The 22478-nt window shown below is 30.0% G+C and carries 22 protein-coding genes; all 22 read right to left on the reverse strand.

Annotation, left to right across the window (positions count from 1 at the left end; genetic code table 11):
• Positions 1-32: 32 nt before the first annotated feature.
• The 22 genes from serC to L8T82_RS02875 all read right to left on the reverse strand — a co-directional run bounded on the left by serC (position 33) and on the right by L8T82_RS02875 (position 22476).
• Entirely contained in the window at positions 33-1109 is a 1077-nt protein-coding gene (gene serC, locus L8T82_RS02770) for a phosphoserine transaminase (RefSeq protein WP_263666625.1), read from the reverse strand.
• A gap of 12 nt (positions 1110-1121) precedes the next feature.
• Positions 1122-2285: an exodeoxyribonuclease VII large subunit gene (gene xseA, locus L8T82_RS02775; RefSeq protein WP_263725825.1), complete on the reverse strand. Its 1164-nt coding sequence runs from the start codon at positions 2283-2285 to the stop codon at positions 1122-1124.
• Positions 2282-2983: a bifunctional demethylmenaquinone methyltransferase/2-methoxy-6-polyprenyl-1,4-benzoquinol methylase UbiE gene (gene ubiE, locus L8T82_RS02780; RefSeq protein WP_133319552.1), complete on the reverse strand. Its 702-nt coding sequence runs from the start codon at positions 2981-2983 to the stop codon at positions 2282-2284. Before ubiE ends, xseA begins: the two co-directional genes overlap by 4 nt.
• A gap of 7 nt (positions 2984-2990) precedes the next feature.
• Positions 2991-4175, reverse strand: coding sequence for a hypothetical protein (locus tag L8T82_RS02785; protein WP_263725826.1), 1185 nt, complete (start codon positions 4173-4175; stop codon positions 2991-2993).
• Between the two features lies 1 nt (position 4176).
• Positions 4177-4590 (reverse strand): peroxide-responsive transcriptional repressor PerR, encoded by a 414-nt coding sequence (gene perR, locus L8T82_RS02790; protein WP_133319550.1) that lies wholly within the window; start codon positions 4588-4590, stop codon positions 4177-4179.
• A gap of 81 nt (positions 4591-4671) precedes the next feature.
• Positions 4672-6501: a 1-deoxy-D-xylulose-5-phosphate synthase gene (dxs, locus tag L8T82_RS02795; protein ID WP_263725828.1), complete on the reverse strand. Its 1830-nt coding sequence runs from the start codon at positions 6499-6501 to the stop codon at positions 4672-4674.
• Entirely contained in the window at positions 6498-7310 is an 813-nt protein-coding gene (gene fliH, locus L8T82_RS02800) for a flagellar assembly protein FliH (RefSeq protein ID WP_263709235.1), read from the reverse strand. Before fliH ends, dxs begins: the two co-directional genes overlap by 4 nt.
• A 4-nt stretch (positions 7311-7314) precedes the next feature.
• Entirely contained in the window at positions 7315-8343 is a 1029-nt protein-coding gene (fliG, locus tag L8T82_RS02805) for a flagellar motor switch protein FliG (RefSeq protein WP_039619192.1), read from the reverse strand.
• Positions 8343-10028: a flagellar basal-body MS-ring/collar protein FliF gene (fliF, locus tag L8T82_RS02810; protein WP_133319547.1), complete on the reverse strand. Its 1686-nt coding sequence runs from the start codon at positions 10026-10028 to the stop codon at positions 8343-8345. The genes fliG and fliF overlap by 1 nt, the downstream gene beginning before the upstream one ends.
• A gap of 14 nt (positions 10029-10042) precedes the next feature.
• Entirely contained in the window at positions 10043-11134 is a 1092-nt protein-coding gene (gene hisC / locus L8T82_RS02815; protein WP_263659772.1) for a histidinol-phosphate transaminase, read from the reverse strand.
• A complete protein-coding gene (pheA, locus tag L8T82_RS02820; RefSeq protein WP_263659771.1) occupies positions 11124-12197 on the reverse strand; it encodes a prephenate dehydratase in 1074 nt (357 codons plus the stop codon). The genes hisC and pheA overlap by 11 nt, the downstream gene beginning before the upstream one ends.
• Positions 12194-12955 carry an HAD-IIA family hydrolase gene (locus tag L8T82_RS02825; protein WP_263664589.1) on the reverse strand — a complete coding sequence of 254 codons (762 nt, stop codon included), beginning with the start codon at positions 12953-12955 and terminating at the stop codon, positions 12194-12196. The genes pheA and L8T82_RS02825 overlap by 4 nt, the downstream gene beginning before the upstream one ends.
• A 1-nt stretch (position 12956) precedes the next feature.
• Positions 12957-14162, reverse strand: a complete 1206-nt coding sequence (gene lysA, locus L8T82_RS02830) for a diaminopimelate decarboxylase (RefSeq protein ID WP_263664588.1) — start codon at positions 14160-14162, stop codon at positions 12957-12959.
• A gap of 17 nt (positions 14163-14179) precedes the next feature.
• A complete protein-coding gene (locus tag L8T82_RS02835) occupies positions 14180-15241 on the reverse strand; it encodes an LptF/LptG family permease (protein ID WP_263659768.1) in 1062 nt (353 codons plus the stop codon).
• Positions 15242-15244: 3 nt separating this feature from the next.
• Positions 15245-15784, reverse strand: coding sequence for an aminoacyl-tRNA hydrolase (gene pth, locus L8T82_RS02840; RefSeq protein WP_263725829.1), 540 nt, complete (start codon positions 15782-15784; stop codon positions 15245-15247).
• Between the two features lies 1 nt (position 15785).
• Positions 15786-16322, reverse strand: a complete 537-nt coding sequence (locus tag L8T82_RS02845; protein WP_133319540.1) for a 50S ribosomal protein L25/general stress protein Ctc — start codon at positions 16320-16322, stop codon at positions 15786-15788.
• A 46-nt stretch (positions 16323-16368) separates the two neighbouring features.
• The gene (locus L8T82_RS02850; RefSeq protein WP_263666618.1) at positions 16369-17340 is read right to left on the reverse strand and encodes a transaldolase; all 972 of its coding nucleotides are present in this window, start codon (positions 17338-17340) and stop codon (positions 16369-16371) included.
• The gene (gene serB / locus L8T82_RS02855; RefSeq protein ID WP_133319538.1) at positions 17337-17963 is read right to left on the reverse strand and encodes a phosphoserine phosphatase SerB; all 627 of its coding nucleotides are present in this window, start codon (positions 17961-17963) and stop codon (positions 17337-17339) included. Before serB ends, L8T82_RS02850 begins: the two co-directional genes overlap by 4 nt.
• Positions 17963-18481: a chemotaxis protein CheW gene (locus L8T82_RS02860; protein WP_133319537.1), complete on the reverse strand. Its 519-nt coding sequence runs from the start codon at positions 18479-18481 to the stop codon at positions 17963-17965. The genes serB and L8T82_RS02860 overlap by 1 nt, the downstream gene beginning before the upstream one ends.
• 4 nt (positions 18482-18485) lie before the next feature.
• A complete protein-coding gene (locus L8T82_RS02865; protein WP_220566582.1) occupies positions 18486-20792 on the reverse strand; it encodes a chemotaxis protein CheW in 2307 nt (768 codons plus the stop codon).
• 2 nt (positions 20793-20794) lie between these two features.
• Entirely contained in the window at positions 20795-21748 is a 954-nt protein-coding gene (locus L8T82_RS02870) for a chemotaxis protein (protein ID WP_133319535.1), read from the reverse strand.
• Positions 21748-22476: a UDP-2,3-diacylglucosamine diphosphatase gene (locus L8T82_RS02875; protein ID WP_220566581.1), complete on the reverse strand. Its 729-nt coding sequence runs from the start codon at positions 22474-22476 to the stop codon at positions 21748-21750. Before L8T82_RS02875 ends, L8T82_RS02870 begins: the two co-directional genes overlap by 1 nt.
• Positions 22477-22478 lie beyond the last annotated feature (2 nt).

The raw sequence follows: 22478 nt of genomic DNA on the forward strand, positions 1-22478 counted from the left end.
TACAAATGATTTTTGGTGAAAATCACCAAAAATCAAGCATGTTTTTTTGCAAAAGCTTTCATAAATTCACTTAACTTTTGAACCTTTTCAATGCTGATAGAATTATAAATACTAGCACGAATTCCACCTAAAATTTTATGTCCTTTAAGACCTATCATACCATTTTCTTCAGCTTCTTTTACAAAAACTGGCTCTAAGTTTTTATCATAAGCTATATTAAAACTAACATTCATTAATGATCTATCCTCTTTTTTGGCATGACCTTTATAAAAACCATTACTCTCATCAATCACATCGTATAAAATTTTGGCTTTTTGTATATTTTGCTCATTGATTTTGTCTAATCCACCTTGATTTAAAAGCCATTTCATTTCAAGATTAAACATATATATAGCAAAGGTTGCTGGAGTATTAAATAAAGAATTATTTTCAGCATAAACGCTATATTTTAACATACTAGGTATATTTTTGTTTTTACTACGCTCTATCATATCTTTACGCACAAAAGCACAAGCAAGCCCTGAAATTCCTGCATTTTTTTGCACCCCACCAAAAAGCATAGCAATATTAGAAAAATCTATCTTTTTAGAGAAAAAATCACTAGAAGCATCAATTATCAAAGGACTTTTAGTCTTTGGATAGCTTTTATATTGAGTTCCATAAATGGTATTATTAGAGCATATATAAGCATAATCTGCATTATCGCTAAATTCAAATTGTGGGATATGATCAAACTCACTTTCTTGAGAGCTTGCTACTATTTTTGTATTTACTCCTAAAATTTCAGCTTCTTTAATAGCCTTTTTAGTCCAAACTCCCGTATTAGCAAATTCACAAACTCCACCCATATATAAATTCATAGGTATCATAGCAAATTGCAAACTAGCCCCACCTTGCATTAAAAGCACTTCATAATCATCATTTACACCATAAAGTTCTTTTGCCATTTTGATAGCTTCAAAATGCACTTCTTCAAAAACCTTTCCACGATGAGAAACTTCCATAATAGAAAAGCCTTTACCATGATAATCAAACAAATGTTCCCTAGCTTCTTTTAAAACCTCATCAGGCAGGTTTGAAGGACCTGCACTAAAATTCATCACTCTCATTTTATCTCCTTTTTATAGTATTTGAGCTTCTTTACTCTCATTTATTGAGCAAAGCTTTATAATATCTCCTTTTTTTAGCTTTTCAAGAGAGATATTTTTGCCATCTTTTTGTAAATTTATCAAATTTTTACTTTTATCAAAGAAATTTTTATGCTGAGTTAAAAGTTCCTCAAAATTATCAAGCTTATTTTCATAATTTAATAATTTTAAATTTAAAACACTCTTTAGTTGGCTTTGTAAAAAATCAAGCTTTTGTTTTCTAAGAAAAAAAGCATTTTCTAAAGACTTAGCTTTGGCTAAATTTTGCAAGTGATCGATTTTGTTTTGATAAAACTTAAGATGATTTAACATTTGGTTTTTAAAACGCATAGCAAGCTCATCAAGTCCTTGTTCTAAGCTTAGTTTATTTGGAAAAATCATATCAATAGCTGCACTTGGAGTTGGTGCTCTTAAATCTGCTACAAAATCACTAATAACATAATCAATCTCATGTCCAATAGCAGAAACAATAGGCGTTTTTAAAGAAAAAATACATCTTGCAAGTTCTTCATCGTTAAAACAAAACAAATCTTCTCTGCTTCCACCACCTCTTGCCAAAATAATCGCATCTAAATTATACTCATTGGCTTTTTTTAAAGCATTTATTAAAGAATTTGGGGCACTTTGTCCTTGGGTAAGGGCATTAAAAATAGTTATTTTGCAAAGATTGTATTCTTTTTGTGAAATTAGCTTTAACATATCTTGCAAAGCAGCTGAAGTAAAAGAAGTAACTATGCCTATTTTTTTAGGAAATTTAATAATGCTTTTTTTAACATTTGTATCAAACAAACCTTCTTTTTCAAGCTTTTCTTTTAGAGCTAAAAATTTAGCTTCTAAATCTCCAAGACTTGTTTTTTGCATACTTTTGGCGATAAATTGATACCTGCCACTTGCTTCATATAAACTTACATAACCTCTAAGTTCAAGCATATCGCCAACTTTAGGTTTAGCTTGGACAAACTGATTAAAACCTTTAAACATCACACAAGCTATACTTGATTTTTCATCTTTTAAGTCAAAATACCAATGTCCTGAACTATGAATGGTAATTTTAGAAATTTCTCCACTAAGCTCTATATCATCAAGATGAAATTCTAATAAACTTTTAGCTTTTAAATTAAGTTCTGAAACTTTCATTTTTTTCTTGCAATAAACATAGAACAAACACCAAAACTAAAGCTTTTATACTCTAGCATTTCAAAATACTCACTCAATTCTTTAATAAATTCTTCTTTGCTTAAAAAATCTTCTATCGAATTTGGTAAATACTCATAAGCACTATAATTTTTACTGATAAATCCACCCACTTTTGGTAAAATATTTTTTAAGTAAAAATCTCTACAAGCAGCTATAAAACCACCCTGCTCTCTTTTAGTAAATTCAAGCACAAGTAAAATCCCATCCTTTTTCAACACTCTTGCAAATTCTTTTATAGCTTCTTTCCTATCTACCACATTGCGTATGCCATAACTTATACTTATGATATTTGCACTTTCACTTTCAAGTGGAAGTTCTTGTGCTTTTGCTTGCACAAAAGTCGCATCAGGAATTTTTTTCTTAGCCACTTCAAGCATGCCCGCACTTGGATCAACCCCTTTTATACTAATGATATTTTTATTTGTCCTTAAGGCTTGATTTTGCCATTCTATAATCATATCGCCTGTACCACAAGCCACATCGATAATATCAAGTTCATTGTTAGAAAATTTAAAAACATCTAAACAAGCTTTTTTTCTCCAACTCACATCACTTCCAAAACTTAAAATTCTATTAGCCTTATCATAAGTTGGTGCTATATCATCAAACATTTTGACTATTTTTTCTTGTTTTTGCATGTTTTTCCTAACTATATATTTTTAATTTTTTAATGCTTTTTTCAATTTGTTTTATTGTATTTTCATCATATGAAATTTGTTCTAAATGATTATGTTCAAAATAATTTTTTAGTTTTTCAATACTTTTTTCTTCAAACATAGTTGCAAAATAGCATAATAAAAATTTTATTCTTTCTAATTCTTCTTCATGATTTGTTTGAGATTTTACAATTTTTTTCTTTAAAAAAACTAATTCTTTTCTTAGTTTAAAAGCCACTAAAGACTTTAAAATTTGATTTTTCTCTCCTTGATAAAAACTACAATCATTCTTTAAAATAAAATCCATATCAAGAAAAATATCATTGATTTTTTCATCACTTAAAATAAAAATATATTTTTCTAATTCAAATTTACAAATTTTATCATTACAAATTTGTTTTTCCAAATTCAAAATATAATCTTGAAGTTTATTTTGAATACTCTTTTCAAAAAGAGTGCTAAAAAGCTCAAAGAAAATGCATATTTGCCTAAGACTTACAAAAAATTGCTCAAAACTTTCAAAATTTAATTTTTGTAAAAAATTCAATCTGTCATTTTTTAATCTTTTTAAAAGTACAAAAAGTAAGATTTTACCCGCTTCAAAACTTTGAATTTGATTTGGAAAATGTAAGCTAATATCTTCTTGCTTATCTAAAATTTTAATACATCTAGCACTATCAAAAATTTTAGAAAAATCTCCATATAATGCTAAATTTTTGCTGTAGAAATTTTCATCATCTGAAATCTCTTTATAGCTTTTAAAAAAGTGAGGTAAATTAAATTGCTTTGCTTTTTCAAAAGTAGGAAAAACAACTTTCAAAATGACCAAATCTTGTAGATTATTTTTAAACTTATAAAGTAAAAATCGAGCACTATTAATCTCAAAACTAATTCTAGTTTTCTTAATAACACTTCCTATAAGTTTTTTACTTTGCTGTTTAAATTCTTTTTTAGAAAGTTTATGATTTTTTTTATCTAAAATATCATGCAGTTTATAAAACGAAAATCGATAATAATTTTTATTAAATTTTTTATATTTAACATCACAAAAAGGACTTATACGCGTAAAGAAAACGCGTATTTTATCCTTAGAATATATAATTTTTTCTTCTTTTAAAATTTTTATAAAGTCATCATTTTTGAGTAAAAAGCGTCTTTGGACTTCACAAACCATTTTATTTTTTACAAGCTTTACAACCATTCACATAAGCAAATACGCCAAGATAATCAATAATATTGCCAATTTTTTTCTCAAGATCTTCTTGGTATTTATTTATCCCACTATCTTCATAACACACATCTTCTATATGATTGCATTTGCTACAAATTACATGTATATGAGGATATTCATAAATATCATAACAAGTTTTTTGATTTGGAGTGTTGATTTCTACAACCAAACCTTGTTCTTTTAAAGTATTTAAATTTTTATACACTGTAGCTAAAGAGATAGAAGGATATTCTTCCTTAATGCTTTCATATAAAGATTCTATATTAGGATGTTCATGGCGTTTTAAAATTTTTAAAATACAAAGTCTTTGAGGAGTAGCTTTTAAATCACAATTTTTAAGCAATTGAATAAGTTCCATTATTAATTCTCCGATATTTTTTATATAGTATAACGCTTTTTTTATAAAAAAATGATTATATTAAAGGATATTTTTTATCTTTTAATAAATTTTAATCTTTTTACACAAAGATTCAACATCAATTTCTAGAAATTTTTCTACTTCATTTGTTTTACCATGAGTTATAAATTGATCTTCAAATTCAAAACTTACTAGTTTTATATGATAAAGGTTTTCTTTTTGCAAGAAAGTTGTAATCAAACTTCCCACTCCACCTATCTTAGCACTATCTGAAAAAACAAACCAAGTTTTTGTATCTTTTGCCAATTCTTTTAAAAGCTCTTCATCTAAAGGTTTTGCAAAAATCAAATCTATTAAGCTTGCATAATCTAAACCAAGTTTATCTAAAGCTAGTTTTGCCTTAGCCACACCCTGACCAAAACCTAAAAATACTTTATCGCTTTGCACTTTAGATAAAATTTGAGCTTTTGCAAGTTTTATCTCACATGGATTAAAATTTTCATCTAATAAAAAATTACCTCTAGGATAACGAAAAGCAAAAACACCTTGATGAAAATAAGCATACTCCATAATTCTTTCCATCATAGCCTCATCTCTTGGAGCCGCTAAAGTAATATTTGGTATAGCACTTAAAAAACTAACATCAAAAGCACCTTGATGAGTTTCCCCATCTTCTCCTACTACGCCAGCTCTATCCATAGCAATAACTACATTTAAATTCATAATAGCACAATCATGGATAACTTGATCATAAGCTCTTTGCATAAAAGTGCTATAAATCGCTATAAAAGGCTTAAAACCTTCTTTAGCCATAGCTGCCATAGAAGTAACTGCATGTTGTTCTGCAATTGCTACATCCCAAAAACGCTCAGGATATTTTTCCATTAGCTTATCTATTCCAGTTCCACTTGGCATAGCAGCAGTTACACCTACTATATTTTCATATTTTTGAGCTAAAATTAAAAGTGTATTTGAAAAAATTTCTGTCGCACTTTTTTTGTTCATATTAGCCTTTAAACTCTCTCCGCTACTTCTATCAAAAGCACCTACTCCATGCCATTTAGCATTTTTACCTTCAGCTAATGTATAACCTTTGCCTTTGATAGTTTGCGCATGCACTACACAAGGTTTATTCATAGCTTTAGCTTGATTTAGCGCATTTATAACTTCATTTAAATTATGTCCATCAATAGGTCCTATATATTCAAGTCCTAATTCTTCAAATAAGAGTCCAGGTGTAATAAGTCTTAAACCCTCTTCGAAACGCTTTGCCATATAAGATGCGCCTTGAGGAAAATACTCTAAAAGATTTTCTATGCGTTTTTTAAACTTTTGATAAAACTGCGTTGCCATTGCTTGAGAAAGGTATTTTGAAATAGCTCCAATTGGCCTTGAAATACTCATTTCATTATCATTTAAAATAATCACACAAGGATATTCTCTATCACCAAGCTCGTTTAAAGCTTCATAAGCCATACCTGCACTTAACGCTCCATCACCTATTAATACAACAGGTAAGCGATCTTCTTTTTTTAATCTTATAGCCTTACAAGCTCCAACTGCTAAAGATATAGAAGTGCTTGAATGTCCTGCTACAAAATAATCCCCCTCATCAGGCTTTGTATATCCACTCAAGCCATTAAATTGTCTTAAAGTATGAAAATTATCTATCTTACCACTTAAAAGCTTATGTGGATAAGATTGGTGTGAAACATCAAAAATAAAAGGATCTTTTCGCACATCAAAAACATAATGCATTCCTATGCTAAGCTCAACTACACCTAAATTTGAACTTAAATGTCCACCATTTTTACTCACTGTATCTATGATAACTTCACGCAAATTACTAGCTAAATTTTCCAGTTCTTTAATTTGCATATTTTTAATATTTAAGTTATTTAAATCTATCATTCATTAACCATGTTTTTGATTTTTTGCAAACGATTGTTAAGGTTTGACTCTATATTACCCGCATCACTTAATATTAAAATACTTCCCTTATTAATCGCATCATCAAGACTAAATTTAATATTGCTTTGTTCTTGCAAGTGTGTTTTTACATATTCAAAATCATCAGGACTTAACTTTAATTCTATCTTAGTAGCATTTTTAAGTTCACTCATAAGTTCTTTTGCTAAATTTAATGCTATAAGTGATGAATTTTCCTCGAGCTCTTTTGCAATCACTTCTTTTGCAATAATTACAGCCGTATCGGCTAATTCTTTTTCATTTTTAGATAAAAACTCATTTAAATTTTGCACTGTATTTTCAAGCTTTTCTACGCTTTTTAAGTATTTTTCCTTCAAGGCTTCTAATTCGCTTTCAAAATTCTTTTGTGCTTGTTCATAACCTTCTTTAGTAAATTTTTCCTTTGCATGTTCTAATTCTGTATTTAAACGATTGTTAAATTCAGCCTCTTGGCTTTCTATCTGCATTTGCAACTTAATGATATTTCCTGACATTTCATCAGTTTTTTTAAGTAAATCTTCTACAAAATCAGGTTGAATTTGTGGTTGTGGGGTTTGTGGAGTAGCTTCTATTGTTTGATTTTCTACTGCTTGTTGTGTGTTTTGGACAGGAGAGACTTGATTTATAGTTTGAATTTCTTCTTGTTTTTGTTCTTCACTAGAGGGCATTTCACTCATAACTTTAAAATGATAACCCTCAACTACATGAGCAGAAATATTTTCAGGTGAAATTACATTGGTTAATTTTGCCATAATCTTACTCTATCATCTCATCAGCCTCACCCACTTGGATAAGACCTTGTTCTGCAAGTTTTTGCACCACTTCTACAACTTTTCTTTGTGCTTCTTCTACATCTTTAACACGCACAGCACCCAAAAAGCCCATTTCTTCTACAAAAGCTTCAGCAGCGCGCGTAGACATATTGGACATAAATTTTTGTTTTAAATCCTCGCTTGCGCCCTTTAAGCCTATCATCAAATCACGCTTGTCAGCAGCTTTTAAAACTTCTCTAATCGCATTAGTACTAAGTTGAGAAATATCATCAAAGGTAAACATTAAATCTTTAATGGTTGTAGCAAGTTTTTCATCACTTTGCTCAATATAAGAAAGTGTTGTTTTAGAGGCTTTTTGACCCAAGCGATTAAGCACTTCAGCAACTGCTCTTGGACCACCCACTTCAACTTTATAAGAAGTAAGACTTTCAAGCTTACTTTCAAGCACAGCAGATACTCTTTTGATAATTGAAGGAGATATATCTCCAAGATTTGCCATTCTTATTACAACTTCAGCTCTTAATTCATCGCTAAAATATTCCAAAGTTTCAGCAGCTTGAGTAGTATCCATATGAGCTAAAATCAAAGCTATAGTTTGCGGGTGTTCTTTAATGATAAAGTCTGCAAGTTGTTGTGGTTTAATTTGTGAAAGATAAGCAAAATTTTGATTATTTTCCATACTTTTGGTAAGTTTTTCCAAAATTTTATTGGCAATTTCAGGACCAAAAGTTCTAAATAAAATTTCTTTTGCATATTCCAAACCACCACTTTTTAAGTATTGATTTGATTGCAGTAAAGTATAAAATTCCTCAAGCACTGCAGTAGCAACTGGCTTATCAACATTTTTTGCTAAAGCAATATAGCGAGAAATTTCAGTGATGACATTAATATCCATATGAGAAAATAAAACTGTCGTTACATCTTCTCCAAGTTGGATTAAAAATATGGCGACCTTTTCTGGCATAGAAAGGTCATCATAGACCATTTTTTGTTCTTCGCTAAGCTTTATCATTAGATATCCTTCTCACCAAATTCAGCTTCATTTTCAACAAGTTTTTGCAACAATAATGCCACTTCTTCGCCTTTTTCATTAGCTACTGCTCTTAATTTTTCAAGTAAAACATCATATTGTAATGCATCCTCATCAAAACTATCTCCAAAACCAAGCTGTTCTTCAACTTTTCTACGAGCAGCATTGAATTTTTCAATAGCATCTTCAGCCTCATCAATAATCTGCCCATCCTTGCCTTCCATCTCTTCTTCAAGTCTAATATCTGCAAGCATTTTTTGAGAAAATGGCACAATAACTTTTTTGTAAAAGATAAAAAGCAAAATCGCGGCAAATACATACTTAACAGGTGGAATAAAAGGCTCAACAAATCTTGAATAAAAAGTTTGAACCTTATTTTCAACTTTAGCTGTTCTATGAAATTCCAAATTATTTACTTCAACCGCATCACCTCTAGCAAGATTAAATCCTATGGCACCTTTAGTAAGATTTTCAATCGCTTTAATTTCTTTATCACTCAAAGGAATATATTCATTAGTAATATTTCCCTGATCATCAGTAATTACTTTATACTTTCCATCTACCACAACAGCTGCAGAAATTCTTTTAATGGTTGCAAATTGCTTAGTGGTGTTGGTAATTTTTTTAGAAATTTCATTATTAGTTGTAGTTTGATTTTTAGTATAAACCTCGCGCGCACCTTTATCATCCAAACCTTCCACAGGACCGATGTTTGAAACAGCACCTGGCACACCTTGAATTTCTTTATCTTTATAGCCTTCTCTATGCTCTTCCAAGGTTTGCTCACTACGCACAACGGTATTTGGATCATATACTTCACTTTGTGATTCTTCTTTAGAAAAATCATAATCAATACTAACCTTTGCTACTACCCTATCATAGCCACCTGCAAATGGAGCAATAGAAGCAACAATTTTTTGCTCTAATTCATATTCTTGATCTCTTTTATATTTAATTTGAGCAGCAATTAAATCACTTTCAAAAGCACCCTCATCATCTAAAGGAATACCTTTTTGATCCATAATTTTTACATTTTCTGGAGTAAGTTTTGTTACTGAAGAAGCGATTAGGTTTTTAATCCCCATAATTTGCTTTTTATTAAGCTTTAAACCTTCTTTTATAGTCAAAGCTACTGAAGCAGTTGGTGGAACTTGTTGTTGGGTAAAAAGTGTATCTTTAGCAAAAGCAATATGAACCGTAGCACTATGAATAGGCTCTAAACTTTCAATCGTTCTAGCAAGCTCACCTTCTAATGCTCTTTGGTATTTTACCTTTTGCTCAGCTTCTGTGGCTCCAAATTCTTGTTTATCAAAAAGCTCAAAGCCTACTTTATTATCTTTTGGCAATAATCCTGCAGAAGCAATAGCTAAACGCTGTTTATATACTTGTTCATTAGGAACCAAAATCGTTCCTTCATTACGCAAAATATAAGGAACTCCACTTTTTTCAAGTTGAGTTACTATCATCGCTGAATCACTAGTATTAGCATTTTCAAATAATACTGAATATCCAGCTTCGCTAGCTACTGTAGAGCCACTTCTAAAAAGGGTTAAAAATACTAAAAATCCAACTACAACAACAATAGAAGCAGCAATAATAATACGCTGTCTTAAACTTAAATTTTGATAAAGCTGACCTACTTGGTGCAGTATAGTTTTATAATCCATTTATTTCCTACAAACTAAAAATTTTTAGAAAACTCTTCAAAAAACCTTGAATTTTCATACTCTGTACCTATACTTATACGCACAGCATTTAAACCATAACTTTGTAAATTTCTTATTATTATACCGTTTTTAAGCAGTTTTTCAGATAAATCTGTGCTATTTTTTTCATCAAAAAAATAGGTAATAAAATTTGTATAGCTTGGAATGTATCGAATTTTATAATTTTTAGCAAAATCTTCATAAAGTTTCATTTGTGAAAAATTATTTTCTAAGGTTTTTTGCACAAACTCATCATCATCTAATGCAGCAACAGCAGCTTTTAAACTCAAATTAGTCACATTAAAAGGTGCTCGTAATTTATAAAATGCATTGATAATTTCCTTGCAAGCTATACCATAACCCACTCTCATACCGCCCAAACCATAAAGCTTAGAAAAGGTTCCTAGATATACTGCATTTTGAAATTTATGGATTAATTCTTTAGGATTAATATGTTTTTTGCTATCTTTAAATGAAGCAAATTCATTATAAGCTCCATCAATGGCTACCAAACAATCCTCATCAATTTTCTCTAAAAACTCAAAAACCTCACTTGCGTCTAAACACTCGCCCAAAGGATTATTTGGCAAGCATAAAAAGATTACTTTAATTTCATTTTTATGCTTTTGATATAACTCATATAACTCATTTAAATCATGGGTTAAGCTTGGAGTTTTATAAACCTTAACTCCTAGTTGTTTTGCATAAATTTCATACATAGCAAAACTAACCCCGCATTGCAAATAAGCCTTAGAATGATCAAGTTTTGCATGTACTATATATTCTATGATTTGATCACTCCCACTACCTATGATGAGATTTTCTTTTAAAATATCATATTTTTGTGCTAGAGCTTGTTTTAATTCACTCATAGTATCATCAGGATATAAATGAGCTAAATGTGCATTATTTATGATGGCTTCTTTAGCTTTTTTACTTGTGCCATAAGGATTTTCATTACTTGCTAGTTTAATAACTTCTTTTAAACCATATTCTTTAGCAATTAAATCCATATCCTTGCCACTTTCATAAGTTTTAATAGCCTCTAAAAAAGGATTAAATTTCATTGCTTTCTCCTGATAAATATGATCCAAGCCATTTTATATGCTCAGCTTTTTTTAATACTCTTTGGACATTTTCATCATCAATATGTCCTTCAAAATCTATATAAAAACTATGCACAAATTCTCTTGTTTTTATAGGGCGCGATTCAAGTTTTGTTAAATTTATCCCCTCTTTTTTAAACTCATATAACAAATCGCTAAGCCCACCTGGTTTGTGTGCAGCAAGTGCTAAGATAGAAGTTTTACAATGAGGCATTTGAGGTATTTTTATATCACTTAAAATCAAAAACCTAGTGCGATTTGCCAAATTATCCTCAATCGTTTCAAATAATATAGGTACATTATAAAGTTTTGCTGCAATTTTAGAGCAAATCGCAGCTGAAGTAACATCTTGCGAAGCTAAATAAGCCGCATGAGCTGTGGATTTGCTTGCTACAAATTCTACTTCACTTAAATCATGACTTTCTAAAAAATTTCTACATTGATTATAACCTTGTGGATGAGAATATATGCGTTTAATATCTTTTAAATTTTCACTCATACTTACAAAAGAATGATGAATGTCCATATAAATTTCAGCAAAAATCTTTACATCCTCATATTTTCCAAGACAATCAAGCGTCACACCCACTGCACCTGCTGTATTATTTTCTATAGGTACTACTCCATATTTTGCTTCTTTGTGAGCTAATTCTTTAAAAACATCTTCTATATTTGCAAGTGGAGTATAACGACTCATAGCACCAAAACGCGTTCTTGCTACTTGATGCGTATAACTTCCTTCAGGCCCTAAATAAGCTATGCTTTGAGGCATTTCTAAATTTCTTGATACAGCAAAAATTTCTTGATAAATTGCTTCGATTGCATTTTGATCTAATAAACCATGATTATAATTTTTAAGTCTATTTATAATAGCTCTTTCACGCTCAGGTCTATAAATACTCCCACCTAAATTTTGTTTAATAACTCCTATATCTTTAACATGAAGCATTCTTTCATTAAGCAAAGCCAAAATTTTATCATCGATAGTATCGATTTTATTGCGTAATTTTTCTATATCTTTCATTTAAACCTCGATATGTAGTAATCCTTAATACTATCATATACAAAATTAAGTTTAGTTGTATCAAGACCTTGAGTGTTAGAAATTTTACCACTTAAAACTAAGCCTGTTTGCATACCAAGCTCATAAGCACCAAGCAAATCGCCTTTAAAATCATCACTAATAATCAAAATCTTTTTAAAACTCACATTACAATCTTGCTGTTTTAATAATTTTAAAGCACTTTCATAAAAAGCCTTACTAGGTTTTCCTATCACTTTATAATCAAACTCGCATGCATTTTTAAGCATAGACATGATGCTTCCAACGCCTGGATAAAGCCTTGAGTTTTTCTTATAAATACTACCCTCATGCATTGCTATAGCTTGCACGCCATCTTTAATATACTCTATCATATTAGCAAAATCTTGAAATTTAAAATTATCATAACTTGCTAGCAAAAATGCTTTTGGATTTTTATAATCAAGCTCATAACCTAACTCTTGAAGTGAATCTAAAAATTCTTTTGCCCCAAAAGCTGCTATTTTACAAGGTTTTAAATAATCTTTTAAAACACAAAAAGGATCAATATAAACCTTTTCATTAATTTCAAAACCCAAATTTTGCAAATAATTTAAAAAATCTAATCTTTTGGTGTTATTAGTAATAATCACATAAGGAATTTTTTCTTTATTTAAAGATTTAATGAGTTCTAAAGCACCATTTATAGGACTTTTATCATGATCTGAAATCAAAGTTCCTTGCACATCTAAAAACAACATTTTAATCCTTTAAAAAATCAAGCTCTAAAGCAATTTGATCCTCATAACTTTCTCTTTTTCTAATCATTCTTACTATGCCATTTTCACAAGCTAGCTCACATACTCTATTGCGAGTATTGTAATTACTACTCATACTAAAACCATATGCACCTGCGCTTTTAACTATGATCAAATCTCCTGCTTTTGTTTTAGCTAGTTTTCTATCTTTAGCTAAAAAATCTCCACTCTCACAAACCCCACCAACAATATCACAAAGGCTTTCTTCTTTATTTTCACTCAAAAGCTTGATTTCATGATAAGCACTATATAAACTTGGACGCAATAAATCATTCATCGCCCCATCAATAATCACAAAACGCTTTTTATCATTAAATTTTTCATATAAAACTTTAGTAACAAACTCGCCTGCATTTGCTACCAAAAACCTGCCAGGTTCCATACCTATACACACATCAAGACCTTGCAAACTTGCTAAAATTCCTTGAGCATAATCATATAAATTTGGCTCTTGTTCATCTTTATAACAAACTCCTAAACCCCCGCCTATATCAAAGAATTTAATATTAATTTTCAAAGCTAAAAGTTCTTTTACTAATTTTGCAACAATCGCTGAGGCCTCATGGATACTACTTATATCAAGAATTTGTGAACCTATGTGAAAATGCACTCCAACTGGCTCTAAAAATTGTGAGTTTTTAGCATAAAGATACATTTTTTTAGCACTTTCTATATCTACACCAAATTTATTTTCATGCAAACCTGTAGAAATATAAGGATGTGTTTTAGCATCTACATTTGGATTTACCCTTATGCTTATACGAGCTATCTTTTGACCTTCTTTAGCAATTTGCTCCAAAAGAAGCATTTCTTCATAACTTTCTAAATTTACATAAAGTATGTTTTGCTCTAAAGCATATTTTAATTCATCAGCACTTTTTCCAACCCCGCTAAAAATAATTTTATAATTTTTAGCCCCTGCTTTTAAAGCTCTATAAATCTCACCCGCACTAACACAATCAAACCCACTATCCAAAGAAGCTAAAAGCTTTAAAACACTTAAATTAGAATTTGCTTTGACTGCATAAAAAATTTGTGATTTTCTTGCCTTAAAAGCATCTTTTAACATTGTAAAACGCTCTTTAATTTTATCAAAATCATAAATATAAAATGGTGTGTTGTATTCTTTTGCTAGTTTTAAATAATCCATAAAAACCTCACTTGTAGTTATTTGTGTTTAAAATAATAAAAACTTCCTATACTTATTAAAATAAATACTGGTAGCATTATACCAAGCTCTGGAAGTAAAATTTCATTTTCACTCAATCTTGTTAATAAAAACAACAAACCCCAAACTAAAAGTATGCACACAAAAAACACAAAAGCTAAAAGTGCGAGATTAAAAAATCTTGCTGTTAAAGGAAAATAATAATACACAATAAGCATTAAAAATGGTGCAAAAAATGGTGTAAGAACTAAAGAATATAAACTTGTTCTAAGTGTATTAGTAGAAATATTTTGTTTTGCAAAAATTGCCATACTTTCTAGCGCGTCTAAAATAGAATAAGAAGGATTGCTCTCTACTAAAGAAATTCTTTCTAAGATTTTTGGAGAAAAATCTTCTAAGCCTTTGATATTTTTAAATTCTTCTACGCTTAAACCCTCTTTTGAAACAATCAAATTTTGTGGTACATTAGTAGCTTTAGCGTCATTTAAGTTCCAAGAATCTCCATCAAATTTAGCAGTTTTTGCATGGATTGTGCTTTGAATGTCTAAATTTTTTACATCAAAGATTTTTACATTATATAAGGTTTGAGAACTTGTTTTTTGTATATAAATAAATTTATCATTATATTTAATCAAAACTTCCCCACCCTCTCTATCTACAACACCACGCTTGAGAATATTACTTTTATATTCATCTGCATAAGCAAAGGCACTAAAATTAAGTCCTACATAAACACAACAAAAAAACATAGCCCATAAAAAAGGATAAAAAATCACTTGATTTTTACTTAAACCCAAAGCATATAAGCTAACAAATTCATTTGAGCGTATCATATTAAAAATACATAAAACCAAAGCAAGGACTATAGCTAAAGGTAGTATATAAGAAGCTGCTGAACATGTTAAGAAAAATATATACAAAAGCTCTAAATTTGCACTTTTTGGCAGTCTATTGAAATTGAGTAAAAAATCAATCGCTACGAAGAAAAAAGTCAAAGAAAAAAATAAAATAAAAAATGATTTTAAATACAAAGATGAAATATAGCGAAAAAATATACTCATCGTTTAACTTTTTAAAGAATATTTTGAAGCGATTTTTTCTATATCAGAATTTAAAAGCTCAAGTAAAGCTTTTTTGCTATGTTCTAAAACCTTAGTTAAACTTTCTTGTTCTTCTTGTTTAAATTTTCCCAAAACATGAGAAATTACATCTTGTTCTTTTCCTACTCCTATGCGTACCCTCTCATAAGCATTGCCACAAAGATTATCTATACTTTTAAGCCCATTATGTCCACCGCTTGATCCACCCATTTTAAATTTCAATGCACCCAAATTTAAATCTATATCATCATGGATTACAATGATTCTATCACATTTATAATATTCACTAACAGCTTTTACACTTTCTCCTGATAAATTCATATAAGTGGAAGGTTTTAAAAAAAAAGTAGAAGAGCCTTTAAAAAGCTCTCCTTTAAATTTGGCATTTGAAAGCTTTGCTGTTTGCAAATCTTTCAAAATTAAGTCAATTAGCATAAACCCTACATTGTGACGGGTTTGGGCGTATTGTTCTCCTATATTACCAAGTCCTACGACTAAGGTCATTTTATCTTGCTTTTTCTACGCCAACTACAGCTACTCTATCAGCATCAACCATAGTTACACCCTCAGGTACAACTACATCGCGGATTAAAAGTGCATCACCAACATCAAGTTTAGTTACATCTAATTCAAAATAATTTGGTAAGTTTTCAGCTGCACATTTTACTTTCAATCTTCTTTTTGATTGGATTAAAACACCTTTATTTTTAAGACCCATAGCTGTTCCTACGATCTTTACAGGAACCATATATTTAGAAATAACACCTTTTTGTGCTACTTTTAAATCTACGTGTTTTAATTCTGCAGTTACAGGATCTTTTTGATAATCAACTACTACAACATTTAATACTTTATCTGCTACTTTTACATCAAAAGCTAAAGTAGTTTTTTTGCGTACTTCTTTAATAAATTCATTTACTTTAAAAGCAGCATTGATGTTTTCTAATCCTTTTCCGTAGATGTTTGCGATTAGATAACCATCTCTTTTTAAAGCTTTAGCAGCTTTTCTACCGATACTCTCTCTAACGATACCTTCTAACATCTGTTTCCTTTCTAAAAAAATAAACGCTAATTATAGCCAAATAAGTTTATAAAGATTTTAAAATATCTTCATAAGCTATGCAAAATTGCTCCAAACCATCATCAAGCAAATCTTTACAAGCTTTACTTAAAGCATCTTTTGAAATATTTGCATTTAATTTTTTCTCTATACACTCATCTTTTAAAGGCTCTTTAAATATAATTTTCTTACCTTTAAAAGCCTTAATAGCATCTAGTGGTGCAGTATTAATAGCTTTATCATAGAGTAATTCTTTAATATAATAATCTTTTTCTAAATCATCACCCTTAACACCTGTACTTGCAAATAAAGCTCTAATATTTGTTTCATTTTGTTTAATGATATAATTATAAGCCTTTGTTGCAGTAAGAATTCCTATATAATTTTTATCTAAAACTTGATTATTTAATAATCTATCAAAACGGCTTACAAAAATACTAATAACTGCTCGAGGCTCTTTTTTAGCTGTGGTATTATTTTTTCTAAATTCTTTTAAACCTAAATTTAAAGCTTCAAAGCATTTTTTAGTTTGCTCAAAATCAAAAATCAAAGTAGCGTTAACATTAATACCATTTTTCATTAATTCTTGCATTACTTCATAAGAAGCTTCTGTAGCAGGAATTTTCATCATCACATTTTCTTTTGCAATTTGCATGTATAATCTTTTTGCTTCGGCCAAAGATAGGCTAGTATTATCTTTTAATCTTGGATCAATTTCAATACTAATAAAACCATCATTATTTTCATAATAATTAATAGCTAATTTATCCGCAGCCTTAGCTATATCTTCTATCGCAAGATACTCATATAAAGCTTTTTTATCTTTAAGATTTGATTTTTTGATTTTTTCTTTATAAATAGCTGAGTTTAAAATCGCATTTTTAAAAATAGCAGGATTTGAGGTAGCACCATTGATTGTTTTTGAGTAAATTAAATCTAAAAATTCATGATCTAAAAATTCATTTTCTATAAAATCACACCATAGTGAAAATTTTTTCATTGTATTACCTTTATTATTTCTTTTAAATCTTTCTTATCTATACAAATATCTGCATGAGATTTTAAAATTTCTTTGGCACAAAAAGCTATTTTTAATCCACATTCTTTAAACATAGAAATATCATTAGCTCCATCGCCTACACACATAATTTCTTCTGTTTTTAAATTTAAAAATTTCTTAAGTCTTTGTAGTATAATACCTTTTGAGTTATTAAACATAATTTCTCCGCCAACTTTTCCTGTTAAAAAACCATTTTTACTATGTAAAAAGTTAGCAAAACCAAAATCAAAATGAAGTTTATTTTGTATTAAATCAATTCCTTCATGAAATCCACCACTAAAAACGATTATTTTTATATTCTTACTTTTTAAATATTCGCATAATTCTTTAGCGCCATTCATCAAAGGTAAATTTTCACAGCATTTCTTTACCTGCTCTATAGGCATACCTTCAAGCAAAGCTACTCTAGCACTTAAGCTTTCAAAAAAATCAAGCTCACCATTCATTGCTTTGTTGGTGATTGCTTTTACAGCATCACCAACATTATATTCTTGTGCTAAAATATCGATAGTTTCCCCATCCATTAGCGTAGAATCAAAGTCAAAGGCACAAAGCTTTATCATTAAAACTCACGCTTTAATAAAGCTTCAGCTTTTAATATAGTCAAGATATTTTCTTCTCTTTTGCCTATACCAAAAATCATACCTTTTTCTTTTAGTAAAGTTTCAGGTGGCGGATCAATCCTGCTTCTGTGAATTTTAATAGCTTCTGTTAATCTATCTATCACAAAGCCTGCATTACCTGCAGGAGTTTGATTGCCATTTGCTATACCTTTTAAAACAATATATCTTGTTTGAGGAGTCATTTTAGAACTACCTTGATTAAATCTTTTAGCAAGATCAATCAAAGGCATAACATTACCCCTCATATTAAACACACCTAAAACATAATCAGGTACACTTGGAACCCTAGTATATTCTATAGGTTTAATAATTTCTTGGATATTAAGAATTGGAATAGCGTATTCCTCATCTCCTACCACAAAGCCAACAAGCTGAATAATATCCTCTTCTTTATCTACATCAGGTTCTGCAATTTGCGCTTGTTGTTTTTGCAAAACCTGGTTTAATTTATCATTCATCTTCTTATCCTAGTTTTAAATTTTTTCTAACTACATTTTCTAAGTACTCTGGAGAGTAAGGCTTAGTAATATACTCAGTCATTCCTACTTCCACACCTCTTAAGCGGTCTGATTTACTAGTTCTTGAAGTTACTGCAACAAGTGGGAGGTTTTTATATTTAGAATATTTTCTAATTTCACCTGCTAAGGTATAACCATCCATTCTTGGCATTTCAATATCAATCAACACAGCATCAATATCATGCTCGCCTGATTTAATTGTATTTAATGCTTCAACACCATTAGTTGCTTCTATAATACTTACACCTAGTGGCTCTAATGATTTTTGCATGATATTTCTATCCATTTTAGAATCATCCACTATAAGCACTGTATAATCACTTGGTTTTTCTTTAGTTGTTTTTTTAGATTGCGATTCAATTTGTGCTTTAATATCAACTTTAATTTCTTTAGCTATATCCATCATAGCAGCAACATCGATAATCAAAGTTACTCTACCATCACCACGGATAGTTGCTCCTGCTATACCTTGGATATTTTGCAAATACTCACCCATAGACTTGATAACAATTTCTTCTTGACCTACTAAAGTATCCACTATAATACCAAGCTTACTTTCTGCCACACCTATAACAACTACATAAGTTTGATCAGTATTTTCAAGCACTTGTTTTACGCCAAATACATCTGAAAGTCTTACTAAAGATAAAACCTCATCTCTTAAGCGAAGTACATTTTTACCTTCAATGGTATAAATATCATCAATTGGCACTCTAACTGTTTCAAGAACACTTGCAAGTGGAATAGCATAAAATTCTTCTTGAGTTCCCACAAGTAAAGATTGAATAATCGCCAAAGTAAGTGGAATTTTAAGCTTCATCACAGTGCCTTTTCCAAGTTCACTATCGATTTCAATCACACCATTTAATTTTTCAATATTAGTTTTAACAACATCCATTCCAACACCACGCCCTGAAACATTGGTGATTTTTGCAGCGGTTGAAAAACCTGGTTTGAAAATCAATGCAAATGCTTCTTTATCACTCATTTGATCAGCTTCACGCTCTGTGATTAAGTTTTTCTCTATTGCTTTTGATTTTAACACATCAGCATCTAAACCTTTACCATCATCGGCAATTTCAACAACGATATGATTTCCTTCATTATATGCTTTAAGATTAACCGTTCCTTTTTCTGGTTTACCATTAGCTATACGCGTTGCTGGATCTTCTATACCATGATCACAAGAATTTCTAATCATATGCATAATAGGATCGCCAATTTCTTCTACAATAGACTTATCAAGTTCAGTTTCTTCCCCTGAAATTTCAAGCTCCATTTGTTTACCAAGTTCACGGCCTAAATCACGCACAACTCTTGGGAATTTATTAAATACTTTCGCAATAGGTTGCATTCTTGTTTTCATAACCGCAAGTTGAATATCTGTAGTGACAATGCTAAGTTGAGAAACAACTTGATTTAATTCTTCTAAGAATTTTTCTCCATCATATCTTTCTTCAACATCATCATAAATTTTTAACAAGCGGTTTTTACCTAATACAAGCTCACCAATTAAGTTCATTAAATGATCAAGTCTTTTAACTTCAACCCTAATTGTTTGATCCATATTTGCACCGCTGCTTCCACCACCTGCTGCAGGGACCTTTTTCTCAGCTGCTGCATTTTGTGCCTGTGGAGCTGGCTTACTTGGGGTTGGAGTTGATTCTTGAGTTTTTTTCTTTTCAGCGCGTCTTGCTTGATCTTCAGCTTTTCTTACTTTTAAAAGTCTTTCAATTTCAGCTTCAACTTCATCATCACTAAGTTTATTTACATCAACTTCAGGTTCTTCAGCTTTTGGCTCTTCTTTAACTTCTTCTTTTGGCTCTTCAGCCTTAGCCGGAGTAATTGATTCTAAACTTTCTCCTTCTGAAATTGCGGTTAATCTTGCACAAATTGGAGCTATATCAAGTCCGATTGCTGTATCATTTCCATTATCTCTAATAGAATTTAATAAAGTTTTCATCATATCAATAGATTCTAAAACTACATCCATTACTTCAGGAGTAATTTTAAGCTCATTATGTCTTGCTTTATTTAAAACATCTTCCATATGATGAGTAAGTTTTGTTAAAACATCAAAATTTAAAAAGCTTGATGATCCTTTAACAGTATGCGCAACGCGGAAAATTCTATTTAATAGTTCTAAATCTTCAGGATTTGCTTCTAATTCAACCAAATCATGATCAATTTGCTCGACTAATTCAAAGGCTTCAACTAAAAAATCCTCAAGTATTTCTTGAATATCTTCCATTTTTACTCCTCACCTTTTTCATGTTTTGCTATGATACGAGAAATTTCAGCAAAGAAATCACTTGCATTAAATTTAACTAAATACCCATCTCCACCTGCTTCTTTAACACCTTTATCACTCATAAATTCATTTGATAAAGAAGAGTTAAATACGATAGGAATATTTTTAAATCTCTCATCATCTCTAACTTTTGCTGCAAAATGGAATCCATCCATTTGTGGCATTTCAACATCACTTACAATAATTTTTAAATGTTTATTTAAATCACTGCCATAAGTACTATAAAGCTCTTCTAGTTTATGTAAACCTTCAACACCATCTTTAGCTTCAATTACTTTAAGACCAATTTTATTTAGTAAATCTTTAACAAGTTTTCTTGCAGTTGAACTATCATCAAGTGCTAAAGCCATACCTTCGATTTTTTGAATTTTATCATCGTCAATATCAGTTTGCGGGGTATAAATTCCAAGTTCTTGTACTATACTTTCTAAATCTAGGATAAGTAAGACCTCATCTCCTTCGATCTTAGTTACACCAGTAATTTTACCCTTATCTAAACTACCCGCGCTTGTTGCAAAAGTAGCTGGCTCAATATTTTTCCAGTTAATTCTACGAATTCTTTTCGCCTCATGGACAATAAAACCGATTAAAACATTACTAAATTCAGTAATGATAACTCTAGGTTTTATATTTGTCATTTCTGGTTCTTGAATTTGCATCCATTTTGCTAGGTTGATTACAGGAATCACCACGCCACGAAGATCAAAAATACCTTCTACATATTCAGGCACTCCTGGAATTTCAGTCAAAAAAGGAATTTTAATGATTTCTCTAACCTTAGAAACATTTACACCATAAATTCCCTCGTAGACTTTATCGTGGCCTTGCTTAAAGATGCGAAAATCAACAAGTTCCATTTCATTTGAACCTGTTTTAACGACATTCTCATCAAACATTATGCCTCCTTAAGTTCTATTTTGTGAAATCTGATTTCTGGCTCATATTTTACTATAAAAAAACTTTCCTTGTATGCAAAAGTAGCTAAATTTAGATATTTTATATCTTCATTTTTTAAAAATACATCTTGATGATAATGACCTTCTATTACAAAGCCTATATTATAGTGCTTTAAACGCTCTTTTACTAAAGCAGAAAAATGAGGAATTTTTCTAATAAGTTGTTTTTTGTTTTGATTTTTTAGAATTTTTTGAGTAATTCTTTCTTTACTAATAACATTTAAAAAATTTAAAAAAAGTAGCAAATAATGATTTCTCAAACTTTTTAAGCAAAACTGCAAAAAAGGTTTTAAAAAAATATCCCCATGGGCTAATTTTACTAAGGTTTTATCTTGAAATTCGCAAAGCAAAGGTTGTTGTTTTATACTAAAAACCTTCACTTTTTTAAAAAATTTAGCTAAATTAAAATCATGATTGCCTTCTAAATAAATGATTTCAATTTCATACGCAAGTTCTTCAAGTAAGTCTATATAAGCTTTTGCAAAATCATGCGTGGCCTTTACTTCATAAATTAAAAGATCAAATATATCACCCATTAAAAAAAGCTGTGGAGTTTGAATTTTTTTATTTTTTAAGGCTTGCAAAAACTCCCAAAAACCACGCCTATTTTTATTTTCATGCGCATCGGCAATAAAAATAGCATTTTCTTTTATAATTATTTTTTGCAAAA

The sequence above is a fragment of the Campylobacter sp. IFREMER_LSEM_CL292 genome, from assembly GCF_025771615.1.
In the GTDB taxonomy this organism is placed as follows: Bacteria; Campylobacterota; Campylobacteria; order Campylobacterales; family Campylobacteraceae; genus Campylobacter_D; species Campylobacter_D lari_D.

Excerpts from the sequence above, each read along its gene's own strand:
- pheA (WP_263659771.1), bottom strand. The coding sequence starts at position 12,197 with ATGAAAGATATAGAAAAATTACGCAATAAAATCGATACTATCGATGAT.
- L8T82_RS02860 (WP_133319537.1), bottom strand. The coding sequence starts at position 18,481 with ATGAATGATAAATTAAACCAGGTTTTGCAAAAACAACAAGCGCAAATT.
- perR (WP_133319550.1), bottom strand. The coding sequence starts at position 4,590 with ATGGAACTTATTCAATTGCTTAAAAATTGTGATTTAAAAGCTACTCCT.
- L8T82_RS02870 (WP_133319535.1), bottom strand. The coding sequence starts at position 21,748 with ATGTTTGATGAGAATGTCGTTAAAACAGGTTCAAATGAAATGGAACTT.
- L8T82_RS02835 (WP_263659768.1), bottom strand. The coding sequence starts at position 15,241 with ATGAGTATATTTTTTCGCTATATTTCATCTTTGTATTTAAAATCATTT.
- dxs (WP_263725828.1), bottom strand. The coding sequence starts at position 6,501 with ATGATAGATTTAAATAACTTAAATATTAAAAATATGCAAATTAAAGAA.
- L8T82_RS02865 (WP_220566582.1), bottom strand. The coding sequence starts at position 20,792 with ATGGAAGATATTCAAGAAATACTTGAGGATTTTTTAGTTGAAGCCTTT.
- hisC (WP_263659772.1), bottom strand. The coding sequence starts at position 11,134 with ATGAAATTTAATCCTTTTTTAGAGGCTATTAAAACTTATGAAAGTGGC.
- L8T82_RS02785 (WP_263725826.1), bottom strand. The coding sequence starts at position 4,175 with ATGGTTTGTGAAGTCCAAAGACGCTTTTTACTCAAAAATGATGACTTT.
- fliH (WP_263709235.1), bottom strand. The coding sequence starts at position 7,310 with ATGGCAAAATTAACCAATGTAATTTCACCTGAAAATATTTCTGCTCAT.
- L8T82_RS02850 (WP_263666618.1), bottom strand. The coding sequence starts at position 17,340 with ATGAAAAAATTTTCACTATGGTGTGATTTTATAGAAAATGAATTTTTA.
- lysA (WP_263664588.1), bottom strand. The coding sequence starts at position 14,162 with ATGGATTATTTAAAACTAGCAAAAGAATACAACACACCATTTTATATT.
- serB (WP_133319538.1), bottom strand. The coding sequence starts at position 17,963 with ATGATAAAGCTTTGTGCCTTTGACTTTGATTCTACGCTAATGGATGGG.
- fliF (WP_133319547.1), bottom strand. The coding sequence starts at position 10,028 with ATGGATTATAAAACTATACTGCACCAAGTAGGTCAGCTTTATCAAAAT.
- serC (WP_263666625.1), bottom strand. The coding sequence starts at position 1,109 with ATGAGAGTGATGAATTTTAGTGCAGGTCCTTCAAACCTGCCTGATGAG.
- fliG (WP_039619192.1), bottom strand. The coding sequence starts at position 8,343 with ATGATAAAGCTTAGCGAAGAACAAAAAATGGTCTATGATGACCTTTCT.
- L8T82_RS02845 (WP_133319540.1), bottom strand. The coding sequence starts at position 16,322 with ATGTTAGAAGGTATCGTTAGAGAGAGTATCGGTAGAAAAGCTGCTAAA.
- ubiE (WP_133319552.1), bottom strand. The coding sequence starts at position 2,983 with ATGCAAAAACAAGAAAAAATAGTCAAAATGTTTGATGATATAGCACCA.
- L8T82_RS02825 (WP_263664589.1), bottom strand. The coding sequence starts at position 12,955 with ATGTTGTTTTTAGATGTGCAAGGAACTTTGATTTCAGATCATGATAAA.
- pth (WP_263725829.1), bottom strand. The coding sequence starts at position 15,784 with ATGACCTTAGTCGTAGGACTTGGTAATATAGGAGAACAATACGCCCAA.
- xseA (WP_263725825.1), bottom strand. The coding sequence starts at position 2,285 with ATGAAAGTTTCAGAACTTAATTTAAAAGCTAAAAGTTTATTAGAATTT.